This window comes from Sphingomonas sanguinis (genome assembly GCF_001476905.1).
In the GTDB taxonomy this organism is placed as follows: Bacteria; Pseudomonadota; Alphaproteobacteria; order Sphingomonadales; family Sphingomonadaceae; genus Sphingomonas; species Sphingomonas sanguinis_B.
The window spans coordinates 40,807-63,242 of sequence record NZ_LDTE01000025.1; the positions used below are offsets into that span (position 1 = coordinate 40,807).

Here is a 22,436-nt window from a genome sequence, read left to right on the forward strand (position 1 = left end):
AACAGAATCAAAAGGGATGAGGATCATGATGAAGACGGGAACGCACACCCGGCGGCTGCGCCGTCACGCCTTGGGGGCGGCTAGCCTGATGGTTCTGGCGGGCGGGATGATCGCTGTACCGGCCTGGGCACAGGTCCCGCCAAGCCAAGCCGCGCAGGATGCTCCGTCCGATCCCGTCTCCGCCCCCCAGACCGAGCAGCTCGACGAAGGTGCGGCTCGCGACATCATCGTGACCGGATCGCGCATCACGACCGGCGGCTTTACGGCGCCGACCCCGACCACGGTGATCGGCGAGGAACAGATCGCCGCCAACGCCCAGCCCAACGTCTTCACTACGGTCGCCCAGCTCCCCTCGCTCCAGGGCTCGACCGGCACCGCGACGAATACCTTCAGCACGTCGAGCGGCCAGCAGGGGCTCAGCTCCTTCTCGCTGCGCGGGGTCGGCGCGATCCGCACGCTGACCCTGCTCGACGGCCAGCGTGTCGTCGGCGCGAACGTGACGGGCGTGCCCGATATCAGCCTGTTTCCGCAATTGCTGATCAAGCGGGTCGATGTCGTGAACGGCGGCGCTTCGGCCTCCTATGGCTCGGATGCGGTCGGGGGCGTGGTCAACTTCATCACCGATACCCGGTTCAAGGGGATCAAGGGCAATGTGCAGGGGGGCGTCACCACCTATGGCGACGATCAGCAGGTGCTGGTCCAGCTGGCGGGCGGCACCAGCCTGTTAAACGACAGCCTGCATGTGATCGCCAGCACCGAATATGCGCATGAGGACGGGGTCGGCGGTGGCGACTTCGGCATCGGTCTGGCGAATGGCCGCGACTGGTTCCGTCAGTCGACGCTGATCAACCGCAACGTCCTGAACGATGGGTCGCCGCAATATCTGTTCCGCGACTATGCCCAGTCCTACAATTACACCAAATATGGCCTCATCACCGCCGGGCCGCTTCAGGGCATCGCCTTCGACCAGTCGGGCAACCCGTTCCAGTTCCAATATGGCTCGAACGGCGTGCCCGCGCGCGATGCGGCGGGCAATGTCCGGGGCTGTCTGCCCGGCTTCTGCCAGGGTGGCGACCTGTCGGGCAATGTCGATGCCGGACGGTCGCTCCAGTCGAAGATCCAGCGCGTCAACGGCTATGGTCGTATCGGTTACGACTTCGCCCCGAATGGCGAGATTTACGGCACGATCAATATCGGCCAGGTGAAGACCAACAACCAGCCGGTCGGCGGGCAGAACCGCCCGAACCTGACCATCCAGTGCGCCAATCCTTACGTCCCCGCGCTGGTCAAGGCGCAGTGCGCCACGGCGGGCATCACCAATTTCCAGTATGGCACCAGCAACGCGGCGCTCGGCAACACCCAGGTCTATACCGATCGCCGCCAATATCGCTTTGTCGCAGGGGCCAAGGGGCGTGAGAGCGTCGCAGGGTCGGACTGGTCCTACGACATGTATTTCGAACACGGCACCAATTACACCGATGTCGACGTCAGCAACATCATGCTGTCGCGCCGCTTCAACCAAGCGATCAACGCGACCACGCTGAACGGCGCGATCGTCTGCGCCGATGCGACCGCGCGCGCCAATGGATGCCAGCCGCTCAACATCTTCGGGGGCAATCCCTCGGCGGCCGCAATCAGCTACATCATGCCGCAATATGGACCCTATCAGCGGACCCGCCAGACACAGGACGTCATCAGCCTCAACTTCTCGGGCTCGCCCTTCTCGTCCTGGGCGGGGCCGGTGTCGATCGCGTTCGGCGGCGAGTTTCGCCACGAATTCTACCGCGTGCGCGCCGACCCTTACGGCGCGGGCTTTGCCAACACGCCCGCCAACGCCAACTACCCCGCCGACCCCGCACTGCTGGATGCCGGCAACAACTGGTATGCGGGCAACTACAAGAACGGGACCGGCGCCTATAGCGTGAAGGAAGCCTTCGTCGAGGCGAACCTGCCGGTCATCAACTCGGATGCGGGCGGCCGTGCGAACATCAACGGCGCGGTACGCGTCACCGATTACAGCACCTCGGGCACCGTCTGGGCGTGGAAGATCGGCGGCACCTGGGACCTGCCTGTCGATGGCCTGCGTATCCGCGGCGTGACCTCGCGCGATGTCCGCGCGCCCAACCTGTCGGAGCTGTTCGCCGCCCCCGTCACCACCACGCTGCCGGGCTTTTTCGATCCCTTCCGCAACGTTACGGTGCTGGCGCTTCAGAACACGATCGGCAACGTCAACCTGACGCCCGAGATCGCGCGCAACACCACGCTCGGCATTGCCTTCTCCAACTCGCAGGCGATACCGGGACTCAGCCTGTCGGTCGACTATTACAAGATCAAGATCACCGACGTGATCTCCAGCCTGGGCGCGCAGGACATCGTCAATCTGTGCTACCTGAACATCGCGCCCGAGACCTGCGGCGTGTTCAACCTGAACAACTCCAATGGCCCGAACTTCATCAACGTCCAGTCGTTCAACCTGGCCTCGATCCTGACCGACGGTTTCGATATCGAGGCGAGCTATCGCTGGCGCAATCCGCTGGGCCTGCCGGGTAGCCTGACGCTACGCGCGCTCGCGACCAATATCCGCCGCTTCATCACCGATACCGGCCTGCCTAACACGATCCCGAACGACACGGCGGGCGTGAACATCGGTAACACGCCGAAGTGGAAGTGGCTGGCGGTGCAGACCTATGCCACCGACGACTGGTCGCTGCTGCTGCAGGAACGCTGGTTCAGCGACGGCAAGCTGGGCAACCAATATGTCCAGTGCACGACCGGCTGCCCCGCCTCGACCGCGAACCGGCCGACGATCGACAACAACTTCATCCCCGGCGCCTTCTATTTCGACATCGGCGGCACCTATAATGTGACGAAGGCGGTCACCGCTTATTTCAAGGTCGATAACGTATTTAATCGCGATCCGGCGCGGTCGCCCTATTTCGTCAACCCGGCGCTGTACGACGTGCTCGGACGGGTGTTCCGGGCGGGCGTGCGGTTCAGCTTTTGAGAGGGGATGAGAGGATGAACGCGCGCAGGATGATGCCGCTGTTGCTGGCGGTGCTGATGGGGACGGCGGCCGCGACCGATGCACCGCGTAGCGTCCCCGGCTCCAACCCGATCATTCGCGACCGCTTTACCGCCGATCCCGCGCCCTTGGTCGTGGGCAACACGCTGTACCTCTATGTCGGGCATGACGAGGCGCAGCGTGACGAGATGTTCAACATGAAGGAGTGGCTGGTCTATTCGACCACCGACATGCGCCACTGGACGCCGCACGGGCCCATCATGAACGTGAAGGACTTCAAATGGGCCAAGAAGGACGCCTGGGCCAGCCAGGCGATCTATAAGAACGGCAAATATTGGTTCTACGCCGCGGTCGAGCATGACGATACCCATCCGGGTAAGGCGATCGCGGTCGCGGTCTCGGACAAGCCGACCGGGCCCTTTGTCGATGCCAAGGGATCGGCGCTGATCACCAACGAGATGACGCCGAAGGGCACGCACAGCTGGGAAGACATCGACCCGACGGTGATGACCGACGACGACGGCACGACCTGGATCGCCTGGGGCAATCGGCAATGCTATATCGCCAAGCTGAAACCCAACATGATCGAGATCGACGGCCCGATCACCGAGATCACGCCGCCGCATTTCGAGGAGGGGCCCTGGCTGCACAAGCGGGGCAAGCTCTATTACCTGACCTATGCCTCGCTCGATCGGACGACGCAGCGGGACGAACATGTCTCCTATGCCACCGCGCCGTCGCTGAAGGGGCCGTGGACCTATCGCGGGCTGCTGACGGGATCGGGCAAGTACAGTTTCACCATCCATCCCGGTATCGCCGACTTCAAGGGCAAGTCGTACCTGTTCCTGCACAATGCGACGCTGGCGATCGGCGACCAGAGCGGCGCGATCGGGCGTCGCGCGGTGACGGTCGAGCGTCTCTATTATAACCCCGACGGGACGATGAAGCCGGTGGTCCAGACCCAGGCCGGTGTTACGGCATCGGCGCGGTAGAGGGTGGATTCCGGCGTCATTTTCATTCCTCCCCTGCAAGGAGAGGGGGACCATGCGGAGCATGGTGGAGGGGAGTGGCAGGCCGAACCCTCCCCGCGGGTTCGAGGATTGCCGGGGGCAATCCGGCCTGCCACTCGCTATCGAGAAGGCGACACCCCTCCGTCAGGGCTTCGCCCTGCCACCTCACCTTGCAGGGGAGGAATAGATTTACGCGCGCGGCGGGGCGGTGGAGTCGCGTTCGATCAATTGATGCTCCAGCACCGTGACACGCGGCTGGCCGTTGGGCGCCGAAACCCCGCCCCGAATGTCCTGGATCAGCCTTTGCAGCGCTTCGGTCGCCAGGGCGCGGACCGGCTGGTGGATCGTGGTCAAGGGTGGCCAGAGCGTCGTCGCGACGGTGCTGTCGTCGAAGCCGACCACGGTCAGGTCGCCCGGCACGTCCAGATGCCGCCGATGCGCGACCGAGACGATCGCGGCGGCCATGTCGTCGTTGCTGGCGAAGATGGCCGTCGGCGGCCGATCCGCCTCCAGCAATTCCTCGCCCGCCGTCAGGCCCGAGGCATAGCTGAAATCGCCCTGGACGATCCGGGTTTCCAGACCATCTTCCTCCGCGACCGCGCGGCGAAAGCCTGCGAGGCGCGCGATACTGGCCGACTGATCGGGATTGCCGTGGACGAAGCCGATGCGGCGATGACCCAGGCCGATCAGGTGGCGGGTCATGTCATAGGCGGCGCGATCATTGTCGATCCACACGCAGATCGCATCGGGTGCCACGCCGCCGACCACCGCGACGGGCAGCCCCGCCTCGCGGATGATGTCGCGCACGAACGCCGACTCCCCCAGCGGCGGCGCCAGGATCAGTCCGGCGATACGCTGGTCGATCAGCCCCTGGATCGCCTCACGCGTCGGCGGGCGCCCCTGTTCGCCCTTCAGCAGGAACAACTGCGCCGCGCGGGTCGATGCTTCCTCGAACACGCCGACCAGCAGCTCGCTCATGAAGGCGGCGCTGGGGTTGGAATAGATGACGCCGATCCGTGTCTCGCTGGACGTGACCAGGCTGCGCGCCATCAGATTGGGCGTGTAGTTCAGCCGTGTGATGACCTCGCGGACATGCGCGCGAACCTCGTCACGGACGCCCGCATCGCCGTTGATGACGCGCGAGACGGTCATCGGCGAGACACCGGCTTCCTTGGCCACGTCGATGATGGTCACGCCGCGTGGGCGCCGTCGGCTGTTCGTCACGGTCATCCTGTCCTGTCATCGGCGCGCGCGTTGGGCCGGTATTTACAAAATGCCGTGCCCCGCGACGGGGCGAAACGTCAATGGGGCGGACGGATGCCGCAGAGTTTGAAAGGCCGGGTGTGAGGCGTTTTCCCTATATTCGTTGGACGATCATCGCCCTGTTCGTCGGGGCGATGGTCATCAACTATCTAACGCGCAGCATCCTGGGCGTCGCCGCGCCCGCGATCATGGCCGAACAGCATATCAGTTCGGAGCAATATAGCTGGATCACCGGCGCCTTTCAGTTCGGCATCATGTTTCAGCCGGTGGCGGGTTATCTGCTCGACCTGTTCGGATTGAAGTTCGGTTTCTCGCTGTTCGTCGCGGTTTGGTCGCTGATTACGCTGGGCCATGGGTTCGCGACCGGCTGGCTGGGGTTCGCGGGGCTTCGCGGCGCGCTGGGGCTGGTCGAGGGATCGGCGCAACCGGCGGGAATGAAGGTCGTCGCCCAGTGGTTTCCGGCGCGCGAGCGCGGCGTGGCGGGCGGCATCTATCAGATCGGGGCGTCCTTCGGCGCGGTCTTTGCGCCCCCGCTCGTCGCCTGGGCGGTGTTCCATCACAGCTGGCGAGCGGCCTTCTTCGTGGCGGGCGGGCTGGGCCTGCTCTGGGTGCTGGCCTGGCTGTTCTGGTATGCGCCGCCCGAGCGGCATCGGGCCTTGTCCGACCGCGAGCGCGCGTTGATCGTCGAGGGGCAGGAAGCGTCGCTGGCCCGGCATCGCCGTCGCCCGCCGCTGGGCGAGTTGCTGCGGCGGCGCAATCTCTGGGCAATCGCGGCGGCGCGGTTCCTGGCCGATCCGGTCTGGGGCATGTTGTCGCTGTGGATGCCGCTCTACCTTGTCCAGGCGCGGCATTTCGACCTGACCCAGATCGCCTTGTTCGCCTGGCTGCCCTTCCTGGCCGCCGATCTGGGGTGCCTGTTCGGACCCGCCGTCGTCGCGTTCCTGCAGCGGCGGGGGATCAACCTGATCGATGCGCGGCGTAGCGCCTTTACGCTGGGCGCGGTGCTGATGACCGGCATGATGTTCGTCGGCAGCGTGACCAGCCCGGTTGCGGCGATCGCCTTGCTCTGTCTGGGCGGCTTTGCCCACCAGACGCTGTCGGTGACGGTCATCACGCTCTGTTCCGACCTGTTTCCGCAGGATCAGGTGGCGACCGCGACCGGCGTCTCGGGCACGGCGGCCAATCTGGGCGTGTTGCTGTTCACGCTCAGCCTGGGTTCGCTGGTCGATCAGGTCGGCTATCAGCCCTTCTTCATCCTGCTCGGCCTGCTCGATCTCGCCGGTGCGGCCCTCCTCTGGACTCTGGTGCGCAAACCCGCATGACCCCGACCAATCCCATTTTGCGCGGGTTCAATCCCGACCCCTCGATCGTGCGCGTCGGCGAGGATTATTACATCGCGACCTCGACCTTCGAATGGTATCCCGGTGTCCAGATCCACCACAGCCGCGACCTCGTGAACTGGACCTTGGTCGCCCGGCCGCTGAACCGCGCTGCCCAGCTCGACATGCGCGGCAATCCCGATGGTTGCGGGGTCTGGGCACCGGACCTTAGCTATCACGACGGGCGCTTCCACCTGATCTTCACCGATGTGAAGCGCTATGGCCGCACCACGGTCGACGGGGCCAAGGGCGCGTCGCTGCGCGATTTCCACAATTACTGGGTATCATGCGACCGGATCGACGGCGAGTGGAGCGATGCGGTCCATCTGAACAGCAGCGGCTTCGACCCCGCGCTGTTCCATGACGAGGATGGGCGCAGCTGGTTGCTCAACATGTTGTGGGACCAGCGGCCCGACCGCAAGCGCTTCGCCGGGATCGTCATCCAGCAGATGGACCTGACCACGGGGCGTTTGCTCGGCGAGCGGCGGCGCATCTTCGACGGCACGGCGCTGGGCTTTACCGAGGGGCCGCATATCTACCGCCGGGACGGCTGGTATCACCTGCTGGTCGCGGAGGGCGGGACCGAGCGTGGCCATGCCGTGGTGATGGCGCGCTCGCGCGATCTGTTCGGACCCTATGAGGTGCATCCCGACGGTCCCGTGCTGACCGCGCGCGATACACCCGACGCCCCCCTCCAGCGCACCGGGCATGGCGATCTGGTCGAGACGCCGGAGGGCGAAACCTGGATGACCTATCTGTGTGGCCGTCCCTTGCCGGAAAGCGACCGTTGTGTGCTGGGCCGCGAGACGGCGATCCAGCGGATGGAATGGGGCGCGGATGGCTGGCTGCGCTGCGCCGAGCCGACGCCGGTGGGGCCATCGCCCCAGCCGGTCGATGCGCTCGACCGGTTCGATGGACTGATCCTGCCGCCTGCCTTCCAATGGCTGCGGACCCCTCGGCCTGAGCGGCTGTTCAGCCTGACCGAGCGGCCCGGTTATCTGCGCCTGTTCGGCCGCGAGACGATCGGCAGCCATTTCGAGCAGGCGTTGGTCGCGCGCCGCCAGACGGCCTTTGCCTATGAGGCGCGCACGCTGGTCGAGTTCGAGCCCGCGCATTTCCAGCAGGCGGCCGGGATCGTCTGTTATTACAACAGCACCAAATATCATTTCCTGCACATCACGGCCGGAGACGATGGCGAGCGTTTGCTCCAGGTCCTGTCCGTCCTGCCGGTGGGGGAAGGGCGGAGCGTTCTATCCGCGCCGACACCGATACCCGCCGGGCCCATTGAGCTGCGCGCGTCGGTCGATCATGATGTCCTGCGCTTCGCCTGGCGGGCCGGGGGGCAGGGCGAATGGACGGGGTTGCCGGATAGGTTTGATGCCAGCATCCTGTCCGATGAAGCGACGCTGGCCGGATTGCCCAATTTCACGGGCACCTTCGTCGGCATGGCGTGCCAGGATATGAGCGGCACCGGCCATCATGCCGATTTCCGCCATTTCCATTATTCGGAATAGTCCGCGCCGCCTTCGGTTCTGGTCACGATGATTGGACAGACCAATATGGACAGCCCTATTTTACCCCGCTAAGCTCTCCTCCCAAGATGGGTGACGATGATCGCCCGGTGGGTGAGGGGAGTGACGGCCTGTGCGGGTACGCAATCTGCGTTGGTGGATCGTAGCACTGATCTGTGCGGGCACGATCGCCAATTATCTGGCGCGCAACTCGCTGGGCGTGCTGGCCCCCGAGCTGAAGTCGGCCCTCCATATGTCGACACAGCAATACAGCTATGTCGTTGGTGCGTTTCAGCTGGCCTATACCATCATGCAGCCGGTGGCGGGGGCGTTCATCGATCGCTTTGGTCTGCGCGCCGGTTTCGCGCTGTTCGGCCTGGCCTGGTCGGCGGCGAACATGCTCCATGCGCTCGCCATCGGCTGGCTGAGCCTGGCGTTTTTCCGGGGCGTGCTCGGCCTGTTCGAGTCGGCGGCGATCCCGTCGGGCATCAAGGCGGTGGCGGAATGGTTCCCGGCGCGCGAGCGCTCGGTCGCGGTCGGCTGGTTCAATGCGGGCACCTCGCTCGGCGCGCTGATCGCGCCGCCGGTGGTGGTCGCGGTGGCGCTGTGGGCCGACTGGCGCACCGCCTTTCTGGTGACCGGCGGTGTCGGCATCTTCTGGGCGGCGGCCTGGTACATCTTCTATCGCTCGCCCGACGATCATCCTGCGATCACGCCTGAGGAAAAGGCGATGATCGCGGTCGAAAAGCCCAAGGGCCCCGTTCGCCGGGCCAAGGCCAAGGACATCCTGCGCACCCCCCGTTTCTGGGTCATCGCGGTGCCGCGCTTCCTGGCCGAACCCGCCTGGCAGACCTTCAGCTTCTGGATTCCGCTCTACCTTGCCAGCGAGCGGGGCATGGACCTGAAGCAGATCGCGCTGTTCGCCTGGCTGCCGTTCCTGGCGGCGGATGTCGGCGGCATCCTGGGCGGCTATCTGTCGCCCTGGCTGATGAAGCGCGGCGTGTCGCTGATCCCGTCGCGGGTCGCGGGCGTGGCGCTGGGGGCGGTACTGATGATCGCGCCGGGGTGCATCGGGCTGGCCGCCAGCCCCTATACGGCGATCGCGCTGTTCTGCATCGGCGGCTTTGCGCATCAGATGATCTCGGGGCTCATCAACACCCTGTCGTCCGACGTCTTCGCCCCTGCCGAGGTCGGCACCGCCAACGGCTTTATCGGCCAGGCGGGCTGGATCGGCGGGCTGCTGTTCTCGCTGCTGATCGGCCAGCTGGCGGATACGGTCGGCTATGCGCCGTTGTTCGCCGTACTGGCGGTGTTCGACCTGATCGGCGCGGCGGTGCTCATTATCTTCATCCGGCGTCTGACGCCCTTTGCCATCACCCATGAGGAGCCCGGCCGATGAGGCGCGCCACCCTGTCCCAGCCGCCGCGTTTCATCCTGACCGGGCGCGACCAGGGACGCATCACCCTGACCGCCGATACGGGTGCGGTCGCGCATCTGTTCGTGCTGGAGGCGGACGTGATGCGCCTGCTGCTGCTGGCCGAGGGGTATGTGACCAGCCCGCCCAGCTGGGCCATCGCGCCGGGGGCGGAGGACATTGCCGAGCCTGGCCGCGACCGGATGGACGTGTCGGGCTTTGCTTGCCCCGATTTTACCTGCGACGAAGCGGACGGCACGCTGACCGTCGCCACCGACCGGCTGCGCGTGACGATCGCGCTCGACGGGCTGCACAGCCGCTGGGAACAGCGGGGCGAGGGGGGCTGGCACGTCATCACCCAGGATCGTCCGACCCAGGCCTATGACTTTGGCTGGTGGGACGGCCGGGCGCATCATTATGCGGCGCGTGTTCCGGGCGAGCGATTTTACGGCCTGGGTGACCGGACGGGCGATACCGATCGGGCGGGGCGGCGCTTCCGCCTGACCAATGTCGACCCGATGGGCTTCGACGCCGAGACGAGCGATCCTCTCTACAAGTCGATCCCTTATCTACTGGTCGCCGATGCCGAGGGGCGTTGCCACGGCGAGTTCTACGACACGGTCGCCGATGTCACCTTCGACCTGGGGCAGGAGCTGGACAATTATCACGGCCTCTACCGCCATGTCGTGGCCGAGGCGGGGGATGTTGATCGCTGGATCATCGCCGGGCCCGATCCGCGCAGTGTCACGCGGCGCTTCACCTGGCTGACCGGGCGGCCTGCGCTGATGCCGCGCTGGTCGCTCGGCTATTCGGGGTCGACCATGACCTATACCGATGCGCCCGATGCGGCGGCGCAGATGGCGGGTTTCCTCACGCTATGCGAGCAGCACGACCTGGGCTGCACCTCGTTCCACCTGTCGTCGGGCTATACCTCGATCGGCGACAAGCGGTACGTCTTCCACTGGAACCGCGACAAGTTCCCCGATCCCGCCGCCTTCATCGCCTCCTATGCCGAGGCGGGAGTGCGGCTGGTCCCCAACATCAAGCCCGCCCTGCTGCGCAGCCATCCGCTTTACGACGCGGTAGCGGCGGCCGGGCTGTTCGTCGCCGACGACGATGGCACTCCGGTCGAGGCGCAATTCTGGGACGAGGTCGGCAGCTATATCGACATGACCAAGCCCGAAGCGGCCGCCTGGTGGCGCGATCAGGTCACCGCCGCGCTGCTCGACCATGGCATGGAGGCGACGTGGAACGACAATAACGAATATGAGCTGTGGGACGCCCGTGCCCGCGTCCATGGCTTCGGCCAGAGCCGCCCCGCCGCCGAGATGCGGCCGGTCCAGCCCATCCTGATGACCCGCGCCTCGCGCCAAGCGCAGATCGCCGCACGGCCGGAGACGCGGCCCTATGTCGTCACCCGCTCCGGCATGGCGGGACTGCATCGCTATGCGCAGACCTGGTCGGGCGACAACCGGACGGAGTGGAAGACCATCCGCTACAATGCGCGCCAGTCGATCGGGCTGGCGCTGTCGGGCGTGTCGAACAGCGGCCATGACGTCGGCGGCTTCTCCGGCCCCGCGCCGTCGCCGGAACTGCTGGTCCGCTGGGTCCAGGCGGGCGTGCTGATGCCGCGCTTCAGCATCCATAGCTGGAACGACGACCGCACGGTCAACGAGCCCTGGATGTACCCGGAGGTGTTGCCCGCCATCCATCGGCTGATGGCGCTGCGCCAGACGCTGATCCCGTTCTTCTACGATCTGCTGCACCGATATCATGCGGAGTATGAGCCGATGGTGCGGCCGCTCTGGCTCGACTTCCCGCACGACCCGCAGGCATGGGGTGAAGGCGACGAGCATATGCTGGGCCCCGATATCCTTGCCGCGCCGGTGATAGACGAAGGAGCCGAGAACCGGTCTGTCCGATTGCCGGTCGGGAGCGACTGGGTCGATGTCTGGACGGGCGCGCGGTTCGCCGGAGGAGAGACGGCTCGGCTGTCTGCGCCGCTCGACGGGCCGCCGCCGTTGCTGGCACGAGCGGGGTCGGCGATGCTGGTCGATCTGGCGCGCGGCGGCTGGCAGCCCGAGCCGATGGAGCGGGGCCTGTGGCTTTTCCCGCCCGCGTCTGGCGCGCTCGAATGGTCGGGAGTCGACGATCAGGGCGATGGCCATGGCCCCGTTCGCCGCTGGGATCTGACGGGCCAGGCCGATGCGGAACGGGTCGTAGTCACGGTGACCTGTGAGGCGGGCGAGGGCGAGCGGATCACCCTGTTGCTGCCGCCCGGCGATGCGCGTCAGTTGGTCGTACAGGGCGGGGCGGGCACGCCGGTCGAGCATGACGGGCGGCGGGGCGTGCGCATTGTGATGTAAAGGTCACGCTTTTTGGCAAAGCTTTGCAGAAGGCCGGCAAGGCTTTTCATGGGTCAAATAAGCCCATTGCATTGGTAAGACCATTTGGTATGCTGGGTTTCTGACAGCAAGACCGGCCCAGACCGGCTGCAGAGGAGGGGATTATGAAGATGCTGCGTTCCACCGTGGCCGCGACCGCGTTGATCGTGTCGTTGGCCGCCACGACCCAGGTTTCCGCCCAAGAGAATACCCCGCCGCCAGCCGATCAGGCCAAGCTGAGCCAGGATAGCCAGGGTGCCCCCGGCGGTCCGACCTCCGCAGTCGCTCCCGAACCGGTAAGCGCGGGCGACATCATCGTCACCGCCAACAAGCGCGCCGAGAACGTCCAGCGCGTGCCGCTCGCCGTCTCGGTCGTCGCCCCCGCCCAGCTTGCCGCGGCCGGTGTGCGCAACTTCACCGACATCGGCAAGGTCTCGTCCTCGCTGGTCGTCCGTCCGGCGGAGCAGCCGCAGAACTCCAACATCTCGCTGCGCGGCGTCGGCACCTTTGCCTTCGGTATCGGCGTGGAGTCGAGCGTCGCGGTGCTGGTCGACGAAGTGCCGCTGGCCTTCCAGGCGCGCGCCTTCACCGACCTGCCCGATGTCGAGCGGATCGAGGTGCTGCGCGGTCCGCAAAGCACGCTGTACGGCAAGTCGGCCTCGGCGGGTCTGGTCAACCTCATCACTCGCAACCCGACCTCGGAACTGCGCGTCCGCGCCAATGCGGTGGCGACGACCGACCGTGAGCGCGGCGTGAACTTCAGTGTGTCAGGCCCGATCAACGAGCAACTCGGCTATGTCGTCTCGGCGGCATATAACGACTGGGACGGCAATATCCGCAACCTGTTCAACGGCAAGCGGGTCAATGGCCGCGAGACGTTGAATTTGCGCGGCAAAATCCGCTGGGAACCGACCGACACTGCCGCGCTCACCGTCTCGGGCAATTACGTCAACGGCAACACCACGGTCGGTCGTCCCTTCCTGGCCTTCGGCACCAATGCACGGCTGCGCGGGACGGCGGGGCTGACCCCTGCGGTCGTGCTCCCCGGTGTCGCGGTCAGCCCGACCAACCAGGATATCAGCAACAATTACGACTCGCGCACCCGCTATGAAGGCGGCGGCGGTTACATTCGCGGCGAGTTCGGCATCGGCAAGCTGAACCTCGTCATGATCAGCTCCTATGACCGCTTCCACCTCAACGACTATCTCGACCATGACGATACGTCGGCGCCGGGCAATCTGGGCAACAACACCCAGGTCGGCATATTCAATTCCGAGCAGGTGACCGAGGAAGTCCGGCTCCAGTCGGACGCCGACCAGCCGTTCCGCTATACGGTCGGCCTGTACGGCGCGAATGTGAAGTTCAACCGCCCGTTCCAGCGCGGGCCGTATTTCTCGCTCGCCAACTGGTACGCCACCTCGCAGTCGCGCCAGGTCGCGGCCTTTGCGCAAGTGGACTGGACGATCGTCCCCGACCTGACCTTCACCGGCGGCGGGCGCGTGCAGAACGAGCGGGTGTCCTACACCTTCCGCGACAATCTGGCGGGCACGTCCTTTGCGGGTCATGCCAGCGACACGGCGGGCACCTATCGCGGCACACTGCGCTATGACTTCAGCCCGACGGTCAATGCTTTCGTGACCTATGCGACCGGGTATAAGGGGCAGACCTATGACCTGACGACCGGCTTCAACCGCAACCGCGCGCTGGCTGGGCCGATCAAGCCGGAGCGGTCGCGCGACAAGGAACTGGGCATCCGCAGCCAGTTCCTCGACCGTCGCCTGACCGCGAACGTCACCTTCTTCGACACCAACTACCGCGATCTTCAGGCCCAGACGATCGAGACGCTGGCCGACGGCACCTCCAATTACCGGCTGACGAATGTCGGCAAGCTCAACACCAAGGGTATCGAGTTCGAGGGCTCGATGCGCTTCAGCGATGAGTTCAACCTGGGCGGTGCGGTCACCTATCTGGACGCGAAGTACACCCAGTTCGGCGTGGCGCAGTGCTATCCGTTGCAGACCGCCGCGCAAGGCTGCACGGGCTCGCCCGCCAGCCAAAACCTGACCGGCACGACCGCGATCCAGGCGCCGAAGTGGAAGTTCAACGCCAATCTGGACTATTCGCCGCACCTGACCACCAATCTGCGCGGCGTGGCGCAGGTGAACTGGCAGTATCAGAGCAGCCTCTACTTCCAGGCGCGCGATCCGCAGACGTTCCAGCCCGCCTTCAGCATCGTCAATGTCGGCCTGGGCGTGCGGGACGAGGACCGCCGCTGGGAACTCGTCGCCTTCGTCAACAACCTGTTCGACAAGCAATATTATGGGTCGCTGGTGAACACGGCGGGCAATTTCGGCAACAATGTTGCGACCCAGGCGGTCCTGCCGCGTGACTTCCGTCGTTATGGCGGCCTGCGTCTCGGCTTCAACTTCTGATGCGGCGCACGGTCGCGGCGGCGGGCATGGTGGCGATGGCGGCGCTGGCCGCCGCCGCGATCGCCCAGGAACAGACGCCGGTCGAAGTCCCGGCGCGGGCACCGGTCGACGCGCCCGAGCTGGCACGGCTGGGCCGCTATCCGGTCGGGGTGCAGCGGACCCGCTTCGTTCAGCCGGGGCAGGCCGATCCGCTCCAGGGCACGGATCGACCCGCCATCGTCGACCGTGAACTGCCGATCGTCATCTGGTATCCGGCAGCGTCGGCCGGGCAGAGGATTACCTATCACACTGCGCTGTCGGGCGAGGACGGCCGCGACGTTCCGTTCGACCTGCCGGGTCTGGCGTCGGCCGACCGACCGGTCGCGGGCGGGCGTTTCCCGCTCGTCATACTGGCCCACGGCTATGGCAACACGCCCGAAGTTTTATCCTGGCTGGGCGAGAACCTGGCGAGCAAGGGCTATGTCGTCATCGCGCCAGCCTTTCGCGATCCGCCGATCAGCATCCGCACCGATGCCGCCCGCGCCGGCCCGATCGCGCGGCGTCCATTGGATATCGCGTTCGTCGCCCATGAAGCCCAGAAGCGCGCCAGTGCGCGAGATGGCATCTTCGCTTCGGCCGATCCGGCTCGCACTGCGCTGATCGGCTATTCGATGGGCGGCTATGGCGTACTGACCGTGGGCGGCGCGCCGATCAACCCGGCGATGGCGGGGCTGAGCCGGGGCGTTCTCGGCCCCTATGCGGCGGGTGGTGCGAAGGCGGGCGAACTGGCGGTGCCGGGGGTGAAGACGATCGTCGCCCTGTCGCCCGCCGCGCGCTTCGGCGAGGTGCCGATCTGGACCGGCAAGGGCGTGGGCGCGATCACGGCTCCGACGTTGATCGTCGTCGGCGATCATGATCGGGTGGTCGGACATGATGCGGTGCGCGCGCTGTTCACGACGCCTGCTCCTTCGCCCCGCTATCTGCTGACGTTTCAACAGGCGGGGCATAGCATCGCGCTGGTCGCTGCGCCTCCGGCCATGCGGCAGCGTTTCTGGAACATGGACTGGTTCGAGGATGCGGTGTGGCGCAAGGACCGGCTGCTCCCCATCCAGACGCATTTCGTCACCGCCTTTCTCGACCGTTACGTGAAAGGCGAGCTGGACAAGGACGCCTATCTGAACGGCCTGACGGTTCAGTCGGATGCGGGGCGCTGGCCCGGCGCGCCGGTCGGGCGGGTCGCTCAGTATAGTCCCGGTCCGCCCGCCTCGACGGTGTGGAAGGGATTCCAGCCGGGCCGCGCGGTCGGCATGACATTTGAGTATCGGCCCGCTCCCTGAGCACCGCTCTGGCGCGGGCGGGCATATCGACTAAGGTCGGCGACAACAGGGAGAGGAACGGGATCATGGCAAGGGATTGGACCCGCATCTTGGCCGGAATGCTGGCGCTGTACGGCGGACCGCTGGCCGCACAGGCCGTCACCCCCGGCGCGCCGCCGTCGCCCGGCCCGGTGCTGGCCTCGGCGGATATGCGCGACGGCACCGACCTGTCGGGACCCTGGCATTATTCGATCGATCCGTTCCGCTCCGGCATATCGGGCTTTCATGGCGGCATGCCCGATGCGGGGCAGCAGCGCTGGCGCGATGTCGATATCCGCGCAGCGATGGCGAAGGACAGTCGTGTCCTTTACGAATTCGACCTGGCCCATTCGCCACTGACCTCGCTGCCGTCTTCCTGGCTGACCCAGGCCCCCGAGCTACGTCACTATGACGGGTTGATGTGGTATCAGCGGACCTTCGCGGCACCCCCGGTACGAAAGGGCCGCTATTTCCTGCGCTTCGGCGCGGCCAATTACGCCACCATCGTCTATCTGAACGGCAAGCAGGTCGGGCGGCACGAGGGGGGCTTCACGCCCTTCGCCTTCGACGTGACCCGGCTGCTGCGCGACGGACAGAACCAGATCACCGTCGGCGTCGACAGCCAGGCGACCGAGGCGACCGTGCCGCCCCCCGTCACCGACTGGGAGAATTATGGCGGCATCACCCGGCCGGTGCGGCTGATTGCGACGCCCGATACCTATGTCGACGATGCCTGGGTCCGGTTGACCCGTGACGGCAAGATGGCGGTCGACGTCCATCTCGACGGGCCGGAGGCGACGAACCGCGCCGTGCGCCTGCGCATTGCGGAGTTAGGGCTGGACCAGGCAGGGACCACCGACGCGAACGGGAATTGGCGCGCGACCATGGCGGCACCGCGCGCGCTGATCCGCTGGTCGCCGGACCGACCCAAGCTCTATGACGTCGCGATTGCGTCCGGCGAGGACCAGTGGCGCGACCGGATCGGCTTTCGCACGATCGAGCGGCGCGGCGCGGACATCCTGTTGAACGGCAAGCCCATCTTCCTACGCGGCATTTCGATGCACGAGGAGGAACTGGGTGTCGACCCGACCCGTGCAATGACACCGGCTGCCTCGCGCGCGCTGCTGAGCGAGATCAAGGACGGGCTGCACGGCAATTTCGTGCGCCTGGCGCACTATCCGCATTCCGACGTGACGGTGCGGCTGGCCGACGAACTCGGCCTGATCGTGTGGAGCGAAGTGCCGGTCTATTGGCGCGTCGCCTGGTCCAACCCCGACACGCTGAACCGCGCCCGCACCATGCTGGCCGAGAATATTCTGCGCGACCGCAACCGGGCCTCGATCGCGATCTGGAGCGTCGCCAACGAGACGCCGGTGACCGATGCCCGCAACATCTTCCTGCGGACGCTGGTCGGCGATGTCCGGCGACTGGACGATACGCGCCTGGTCAGTGCCGCGCTGCTGGTCGAGCGGGACGAGAGCGCCGATCACCCTGTGATGACGCTGGCCGATCCGCTGGCCGGGGTGCTCGATGTCATGGCGATCAACACCTATAACGGCTGGTACTCGCAGGATCGCCTGGCCGATCTGGCGCGTAGCGAATGGCGGGTCCCCGCCGACAAGCCGCTGATCTTCTCGGAATTCGGCGCCGATGCCCGGGCGGGCTTCCACGATCCCGCCAACAAGCAGAAATTCTCCGAGGAGTATCAGGCCGATTATTACCGCGCGACGCTGAACATGGCGGATAGCGTGCCGACCCTGCGCGGCATGTCGCCGTGGATCTTGAAGGATTTCCGCTCACCCCGCCGCCAGAACCCCGATTTCCAACAGGGGTGGAACCGCAAGGGCCTGATCTCCGAAACCGGCCAGCGCAAGGAGGCGTTCGGCGTGCTCAGCGATTACTACGGTACGAAGGTGGGTCAGCGATAGACCGGATTTCAAACGCTTGAGCCCGAAAGCGGGGTGAGGGCGTTAAGACCGCCATGACCCAGGACGACGAAAAATGGATGCGCATGGCGATCGAGGTGGCACGGTCGAAGGGGGCCGATCCCTCGACCTCGCCGCTGGGCTCGGTGATCGTGCTGGACGGCCGGGTCCTTGCCGCCGAGCGTAACCAGACCGAGGAGCTTCCCGACGCTACCGCCCATGCAGAGATGATGGCGATCCGCCGCGCCTGCGAAGGGGAGGGCGAACTCGAACTGCGCGGGGCCACGCTTTACTCGACGTTGCAGCCCTGTGGCATGTGCACCATGGCGTCGATCTGGTCCAAGGTCGGGCGGGTCGTATACGGCGCGGGCCGCGACGACGTCCACTCCATGTATTTCGAGGCTCGACATGTCGACACGCTAGGCTTCATCGCCGACGCCTATCGCGACGATATCGTGATCGAAGGCGGCTGCCTGCGCAAGGAATGCGCAGCGCTCTATTATCCGCCCGATGCCGACCTGCCCGAGGACGAACAGGCCAACCTGTAACCTTCGCCCGAAATAGGCCTTGCACCGTCCCCCCCGCTTCCCCTAAGGGCAACCCCCTGTCGGGGAGTGGCGCAGTCTGGTAGCGCGCCTGCTTTGGGAGCAGGATGTCGCAGGTTCGAATCCTGTCTCCCCGACCATCCGCACCTAAGTCATTGATTTTACGTCGCCTAAGTGGCGATCGGGAATAGTTGTACCCACGGCTGTACCCATCGCTGTACCCATTGGGGGTGACGGAATGGGATTACGGAACCTGCAGCTGCGCGGCGGCAGCTATCATTGGCGGCGCAAGATCACGGTGGCGGGCACCCACGTGCCCCTGTGCTTTTCCCTTCGAACGGGAAATTATAAACATGCACGGTGTATGGCCGATCGCCTGAACGTGGCGGTCGAGGGGGTACGCATGGCCTATGGCCAATCGACGGGGATGAGGCCGGATCAACTGAAGAAGGTGTTCAGCGATGCGCTCCGCTGGCAGTTGCAGCGCATCCTGGAAGATCAGGCAGGCACCACCGCGCCGTCCGACCATCACGCGTCGATCAACAGCCTCTATGCCGAGGCCTGGGGATTTCTGGGCCGCCAAGGGGTCGGCGCGCAATGGACCTTGGACGAGCATGACCGCCTGATCGCGGCAGGCTGGTCGCCGGCGCACGCGAAGCAGGTCGCCGATCTGGTGTTCGAATTCCAGAACAACGACCCCGTCTCCAAGGCCCAGATCGACAGCTACACCACCGTGTTCGGCATCATGCCGACGCAGGACAATGTCGCCCGTATGGGCAAGACGATCTGCGCCGCGCGGGCAGCCGCCTGCCGAGAAGCGACGGCGCTGCTGCCCGACATCGAAGACGAGACGGCCGCATGGGTAGACGACGCGTTGGCGGACGACGCGCCGTTCGCCTTCGAGCAGATCGCGCCACAAGACACGCGCCCTGCGCCTACAGAACCACTCTCGGATGACATCGTCACGCCGGCGCCGCCCTCGGCACCGTCGTCAAAGCCCGAGCGACCTAAACAACGCATCGTCGATGCGGCTGAGGACTGCATCGTCGCGTACAGCAAGGAGGGCGGCTGGGACACGGATTCGATCAAGCAGGTGCGGACCGCCATCCGCCTGTTCGATCACGCTTGCGGCGGCGACGCTTTCATCGAGGATCTGGACCAATCCCATGTTCGCGCCTTCACGACCCTGTGCCGAGCATTGCCGAACCGCTGGGGCCGTACCCGCGAGGAACAGGCGGGTGGCATCGCCGCCAGCCTGGAGCGGGCGAAGGGCATGGACCCCGCCCAGATCGGCATCAGTCAGGTCACCATCAACAAGCATCTGACATGGGTGGCTGCCGTCCTGGCCCATGCGGCGGGCGAAGAGGATGACCCCAAGGCGCATCGACCGGCCAAGCCGCTGTCCTTCAAGGTTGCGCGGGCCGGCCTTGGCAAATCCGATCGCAAGCAGCGCAAGCGAGACCGGGACAAGCGCGCCAATTGGACCAAGCAGGAAGTCGCCACGCTTTTGTCTGCGCCGATCTGGACCGGGTGCGCCGGTATCGGTGGGCGTTTCAAACCCGGAACCGAAATCTTCCATGACGCCTGGTACTGGCTGCCGTTGATGCTCCCACTTTATGGCGGTCGCAGTTCAGAGCTTGCCGGACTGGGCTTGGCCGAGGTCTTCGAACAAGACCCTATCCCCTATTTTCTGATCCAATATACCGAGGATCGCTCGCTCAAGAACATCCAGTCGATTCGACGGCTGCCGATCCATCCCGAACTGATCCGCTTGGGCTTTATCGACTATGTGAAGGCGATGCGCGCCGCAGGATCGACCATGCTGTTTCCTGAGATGCAGTCGCCGAACTCCACGACATTCGCCGGGACGTTCTACAAGTCCGTGTTCAGGCCGTTGCGGGACTGGGCTTTCCCCGAAGGCACGTCATGGCGGCATCGCGTCGGCGGGGCATGGAAGGACAAGGACGTCCACAGCTTCCGCGGCTTGGCAACGACGACCATGAAAGGGCGTGTTCCCAGCGAAGTGCGGTGCGACATCTTCGGCCACGAGGGCGAGACGGAGACCGCAAGGACCTATGACGAGGAAGCCGAGCTTTCCCTCAAGCTTGATGCCCTGAAGTTGCTGACGCCGCTGACCGCGCACATCCCTGCGACGCTCCCCATTCGGCTAAGGCCGCCCGAGCGCCGGCAGCATCGTACGCGAACCGCGAAGGTGCGGTTAAAGTGAGTGTCGGCATATCGGAGGAGCTGCCATATTCGGGCAAGACCGCTATTATTATTTTCGAGCGGGTGTCCGAATTGGCTGGCTCGTCCATATAGGGTGATAGACCTCGACGCGATCCGTCAGGCGGCCTTTGCCCAGAGCGTGCACTGCGCGTCGTCATACTGGACGCCCGGCCGCATGACCTGCCGGGTCAGCCACGTGCTGGCGCGTTCGATGCCCTCACTCAGATCGGCGGCGGGCTTGCCGTCGATGTGCACGATCTCACGAGGAGCGAGCCGGAAATGCCCGCGCACATGGTCCTGCGGCAGGATCAGCCCACGGTTGCCCGCCTTCGACACCCACAGGCGGCAGCCGCTCTGGATATGGCAGCGGCCATCGCGCGGCAGGAACATCGTGATCCCGGTCAGCGCCGGGTTTGATCCGGTGCGATATTCGAGGTGCAGGACGTCGGCGTCGGTCTCGACCGCGTGACGACCCATCTTGATCTGGTCCTCGATCTCGAGCGGATCGCCGCCGGTGATGGCAACACCGGGCTTGAGCTTGCGGGCACCGAGCAGCAGCTTAACGACGGCGCGGGTGACGGCGGCTTCGAAGGTCGGGGTGTTCATCTCGATATCTCCTTGTTTCATCCCCCATTTCCGGGGGCACATTCTCGTGTTCGCTGATCTCAACCCTGTTCTGTCCGCCGGCAGGCGCGGACGATCTCGGCGGCGGCGCGCTCGAGCCCGGTCACCCGCTCCCACCCGCTGTTCCAGGGAGCAGGCATCGACACCTCCAATCCGTGCCGGGTGATCCCGACGAAGAGGTCCGGACGCGCCGGCACGAGGTGCAGGCCGCCATCGGCATCGCGGAAGAAGCTGAGATCCGGCACCAGGATCGGTCCGGTGACCGAGTGCAGCGCGACATCGGCCCGCACCGGCTCGAGGATTTCGGGGTGGAATCCATGCCGCACCAGCACGACGTCACGCTTGCGGGTCGCGGCACAGCGCATCACTGCGTCGTCATAGAGACGCTCGGCGACCGGGGTCGCCACGACGATCAGGTTGTTCTCGAGCGACTCCACGCCCCCCGGCAGGCCGGTGTTGCCCGCATAGGGGTACGGCTCGTCGGGAGCGAGTGCGGTCAGAATATAGGTGATGAGCGCGACCGAGGTCGTCGGCAGCGTGTCATGGATAGTCGAATGCATGGGGGTACCTGCGCAACAGCATGATCCCCGGACCGGCTGGTCCGGATCAGGCCCCTTCGATTTTCATTTCTCGCCAGGGCTTCGCTCGGCCCCGCCCGATCTTCCCTTCCTCACGCGGCAGCGGTCGCGGCCATCGCGAAAGATGGCGTTGCCGATCACGGCATAGCCCCAGTCGTCGAACGTGCGGGCGCTGTCCGCAATGGTGCCGGAGCGATGGATCGCGGCAGCCGGGCAATAGACTTCGGCCATGGCCGGTACCCAGCCGGCGATGCTGCCGGCGGGCTGACGTTGCCACCATTGCCCGGCGATCAGGGCGGTCAGCAGCAGGATGGCGCTCACGCGGAACACCAACGGAAGGCGTCGCTTCATTTTCTTTCCTCCAGCAGATTGTCGATGCTGGAGAGGGTAAGCATCTCGAAATACGTCATATTGTTCAGACGGAAGCGCCGCAGCTTGCCGCATGTAGCAGCAACCCGAACGTCGTCCCTGCACAGCGGGACTTGGTTCGTTGACGGGTTCCGCTTACACCGGTGTCGTTCGCCATCAGGCGGACCGAGGCGTGATAACCTCGCTCTTAGTAGCCGTGGCCCGGCCCGAACCAGTTTCGGCCGGGAGGCGCACGCGTATGTCCAGGGCGCTTTCGGGCGCCTAAAGGCGTGCGCGCTCGTCTAAGAGCGAGTTATCAACTTCCGGCTCACGGGCCGGCGCCGCCTCGTTTCACGGGGCGGTGCCGCCGGCTGGGGAAGCCGATGCATCGCCCGACACGGGGGTGCGTATGGTTGCGGGACTTAGGGTCCAAACCCAATC

15 protein-coding genes and 1 tRNA gene are annotated in these 22,436 nt (G+C 65.5%); 12 read left to right on the forward strand and 4 right to left on the reverse strand.

Annotated elements, in window-relative coordinates; all coding sequences use genetic code 11:
• Positions 1-25 precede the first annotated feature (25 nt).
• Together SB4_RS05275 and SB4_RS05280 are read left to right on the forward strand one after the other, a co-directional pair.
• On the forward strand, positions 26-3,004 hold the full coding sequence (locus SB4_RS05275; RefSeq protein WP_153006078.1) for a TonB-dependent receptor plug domain-containing protein: 2,979 nt from the start codon (positions 26-28) through the stop codon (positions 3,002-3,004).
• 14 nt (positions 3,005-3,018) lie between these two features.
• Entirely contained in the window at positions 3,019-4,014 is a 996-nt protein-coding gene (locus SB4_RS05280; protein WP_058716070.1) for a glycoside hydrolase family 43 protein, read from the forward strand.
• A 207-nt stretch (positions 4,015-4,221) separates the two neighbouring features.
• Here SB4_RS05280 and SB4_RS05285 read toward each other — a convergent pair whose 3' ends face one another.
• Positions 4,222-5,262, reverse strand: coding sequence for a LacI family DNA-binding transcriptional regulator (locus SB4_RS05285; protein WP_082669986.1), 1,041 nt, complete (start codon positions 5,260-5,262; stop codon positions 4,222-4,224).
• A 113-nt stretch (positions 5,263-5,375) separates the two neighbouring features.
• Here SB4_RS05285 and SB4_RS05290 point away from each other — a divergent pair, with 113 nt between their 5' ends.
• From SB4_RS05290 to SB4_RS05335, 10 genes are all read left to right on the forward strand, one after another.
• Positions 5,376-6,617: an MFS transporter gene (locus SB4_RS05290; protein WP_153006079.1), complete on the forward strand. Its 1,242-nt coding sequence runs from the start codon at positions 5,376-5,378 to the stop codon at positions 6,615-6,617.
• The gene (locus SB4_RS05295; RefSeq protein ID WP_058751721.1) at positions 6,614-8,188 is read left to right on the forward strand and encodes a glycoside hydrolase family 43 protein; all 1,575 of its coding nucleotides are present in this window, start codon (positions 6,614-6,616) and stop codon (positions 8,186-8,188) included. The genes SB4_RS05290 and SB4_RS05295 overlap by 4 nt, the downstream gene beginning before the upstream one ends.
• A gap of 130 nt (positions 8,189-8,318) precedes the next feature.
• Positions 8,319-9,584, forward strand: coding sequence for an MFS transporter (locus SB4_RS05300; RefSeq protein ID WP_058716067.1), 1,266 nt, complete (start codon positions 8,319-8,321; stop codon positions 9,582-9,584).
• Positions 9,581-11,965: a glycoside hydrolase family 31 protein gene (locus tag SB4_RS05305; RefSeq protein WP_058751722.1), complete on the forward strand. Its 2,385-nt coding sequence runs from the start codon at positions 9,581-9,583 to the stop codon at positions 11,963-11,965. The genes SB4_RS05300 and SB4_RS05305 overlap by 4 nt, the downstream gene beginning before the upstream one ends.
• Positions 11,966-12,108: 143 nt before the next feature.
• The gene (locus tag SB4_RS05310) at positions 12,109-14,415 is read left to right on the forward strand and encodes a TonB-dependent receptor (protein ID WP_241488490.1); all 2,307 of its coding nucleotides are present in this window, start codon (positions 12,109-12,111) and stop codon (positions 14,413-14,415) included.
• The gene (locus SB4_RS05315) at positions 14,415-15,731 is read left to right on the forward strand and encodes an alpha/beta hydrolase family protein (RefSeq protein ID WP_241488491.1); all 1,317 of its coding nucleotides are present in this window, start codon (positions 14,415-14,417) and stop codon (positions 15,729-15,731) included. Before SB4_RS05310 ends, SB4_RS05315 begins: the two co-directional genes overlap by 1 nt.
• A 65-nt stretch (positions 15,732-15,796) precedes the next feature.
• Positions 15,797-17,677, forward strand: a complete 1,881-nt coding sequence (locus tag SB4_RS05320) for a glycoside hydrolase family 2 protein (RefSeq protein ID WP_241488492.1) — start codon at positions 15,797-15,799, stop codon at positions 17,675-17,677.
• 53 nt (positions 17,678-17,730) lie between these two features.
• Positions 17,731-18,222, forward strand: a complete 492-nt coding sequence (locus tag SB4_RS05325; protein ID WP_058751724.1) for a nucleoside deaminase — start codon at positions 17,731-17,733, stop codon at positions 18,220-18,222.
• 60 nt (positions 18,223-18,282) lie between these two features.
• A tRNA-Pro gene (locus SB4_RS05330) sits at positions 18,283-18,359 on the forward strand.
• A gap of 224 nt (positions 18,360-18,583) precedes the next feature.
• Complete coding sequence (locus SB4_RS05335) at positions 18,584-20,446, forward strand: site-specific integrase (RefSeq protein ID WP_058751725.1); 1,863 nt, start codon at positions 18,584-18,586, stop codon at positions 20,444-20,446.
• Between the two features lie 116 nt (positions 20,447-20,562).
• On the opposite strand, the gene SB4_RS05340 is transcribed toward SB4_RS05335, so the two are convergent.
• The 3 genes from SB4_RS05340 to SB4_RS05350 all read right to left on the reverse strand — a co-directional run bounded on the left by SB4_RS05340 (position 20,563) and on the right by SB4_RS05350 (position 21,998).
• Positions 20,563-21,051, reverse strand: a complete 489-nt coding sequence (locus SB4_RS05340; protein ID WP_153006080.1) for a hypothetical protein — start codon at positions 21,049-21,051, stop codon at positions 20,563-20,565.
• Positions 21,052-21,110: 59 nt separating this feature from the next.
• Positions 21,111-21,629, reverse strand: a complete 519-nt coding sequence (locus tag SB4_RS05345) for a hypothetical protein (protein WP_058751727.1) — start codon at positions 21,627-21,629, stop codon at positions 21,111-21,113.
• A 63-nt stretch (positions 21,630-21,692) separates the two neighbouring features.
• Positions 21,693-21,998: a hypothetical protein gene (locus SB4_RS05350; protein WP_058751728.1), complete on the reverse strand. Its 306-nt coding sequence runs from the start codon at positions 21,996-21,998 to the stop codon at positions 21,693-21,695.
• Between the last annotated feature and the right edge of the window lie 438 nt (positions 21,999-22,436).

Bases quoted from the DNA above. Each gene is read 5' to 3' on its own strand.
- SB4_RS05305 (WP_058751722.1), top strand. From the start codon at position 9,581: ATGAGGCGCGCCACCCTGTCCCAGCCGCCGCGTTTCATCCTGACCGGG.
- SB4_RS05315 (WP_241488491.1), top strand. From the start codon at position 14,415: ATGCGGCGCACGGTCGCGGCGGCGGGCATGGTGGCGATGGCGGCGCTG.
- SB4_RS05280 (WP_058716070.1), top strand. From the start codon at position 3,019: ATGAACGCGCGCAGGATGATGCCGCTGTTGCTGGCGGTGCTGATGGGG.
- SB4_RS05335 (WP_058751725.1), top strand. From the start codon at position 18,584: ATGGCCGATCGCCTGAACGTGGCGGTCGAGGGGGTACGCATGGCCTAT.
- SB4_RS05325 (WP_058751724.1), top strand. From the start codon at position 17,731: ATGACCCAGGACGACGAAAAATGGATGCGCATGGCGATCGAGGTGGCA.
- SB4_RS05345 (WP_058751727.1), bottom strand. From the start codon at position 21,629: ATGCATTCGACTATCCATGACACGCTGCCGACGACCTCGGTCGCGCTC.
- SB4_RS05285 (WP_082669986.1), bottom strand. From the start codon at position 5,262: ATGACCGTGACGAACAGCCGACGGCGCCCACGCGGCGTGACCATCATC.
- SB4_RS05310 (WP_241488490.1), top strand. From the start codon at position 12,109: ATGAAGATGCTGCGTTCCACCGTGGCCGCGACCGCGTTGATCGTGTCG.
- SB4_RS05340 (WP_153006080.1), bottom strand. From the start codon at position 21,051: ATGAACACCCCGACCTTCGAAGCCGCCGTCACCCGCGCCGTCGTTAAG.
- SB4_RS05320 (WP_241488492.1), top strand. From the start codon at position 15,797: ATGGCAAGGGATTGGACCCGCATCTTGGCCGGAATGCTGGCGCTGTAC.
- SB4_RS05350 (WP_058751728.1), bottom strand. From the start codon at position 21,998: ATGAAGCGACGCCTTCCGTTGGTGTTCCGCGTGAGCGCCATCCTGCTG.
- SB4_RS05275 (WP_153006078.1), top strand. From the start codon at position 26: ATGATGAAGACGGGAACGCACACCCGGCGGCTGCGCCGTCACGCCTTG.
- SB4_RS05295 (WP_058751721.1), top strand. From the start codon at position 6,614: ATGACCCCGACCAATCCCATTTTGCGCGGGTTCAATCCCGACCCCTCG.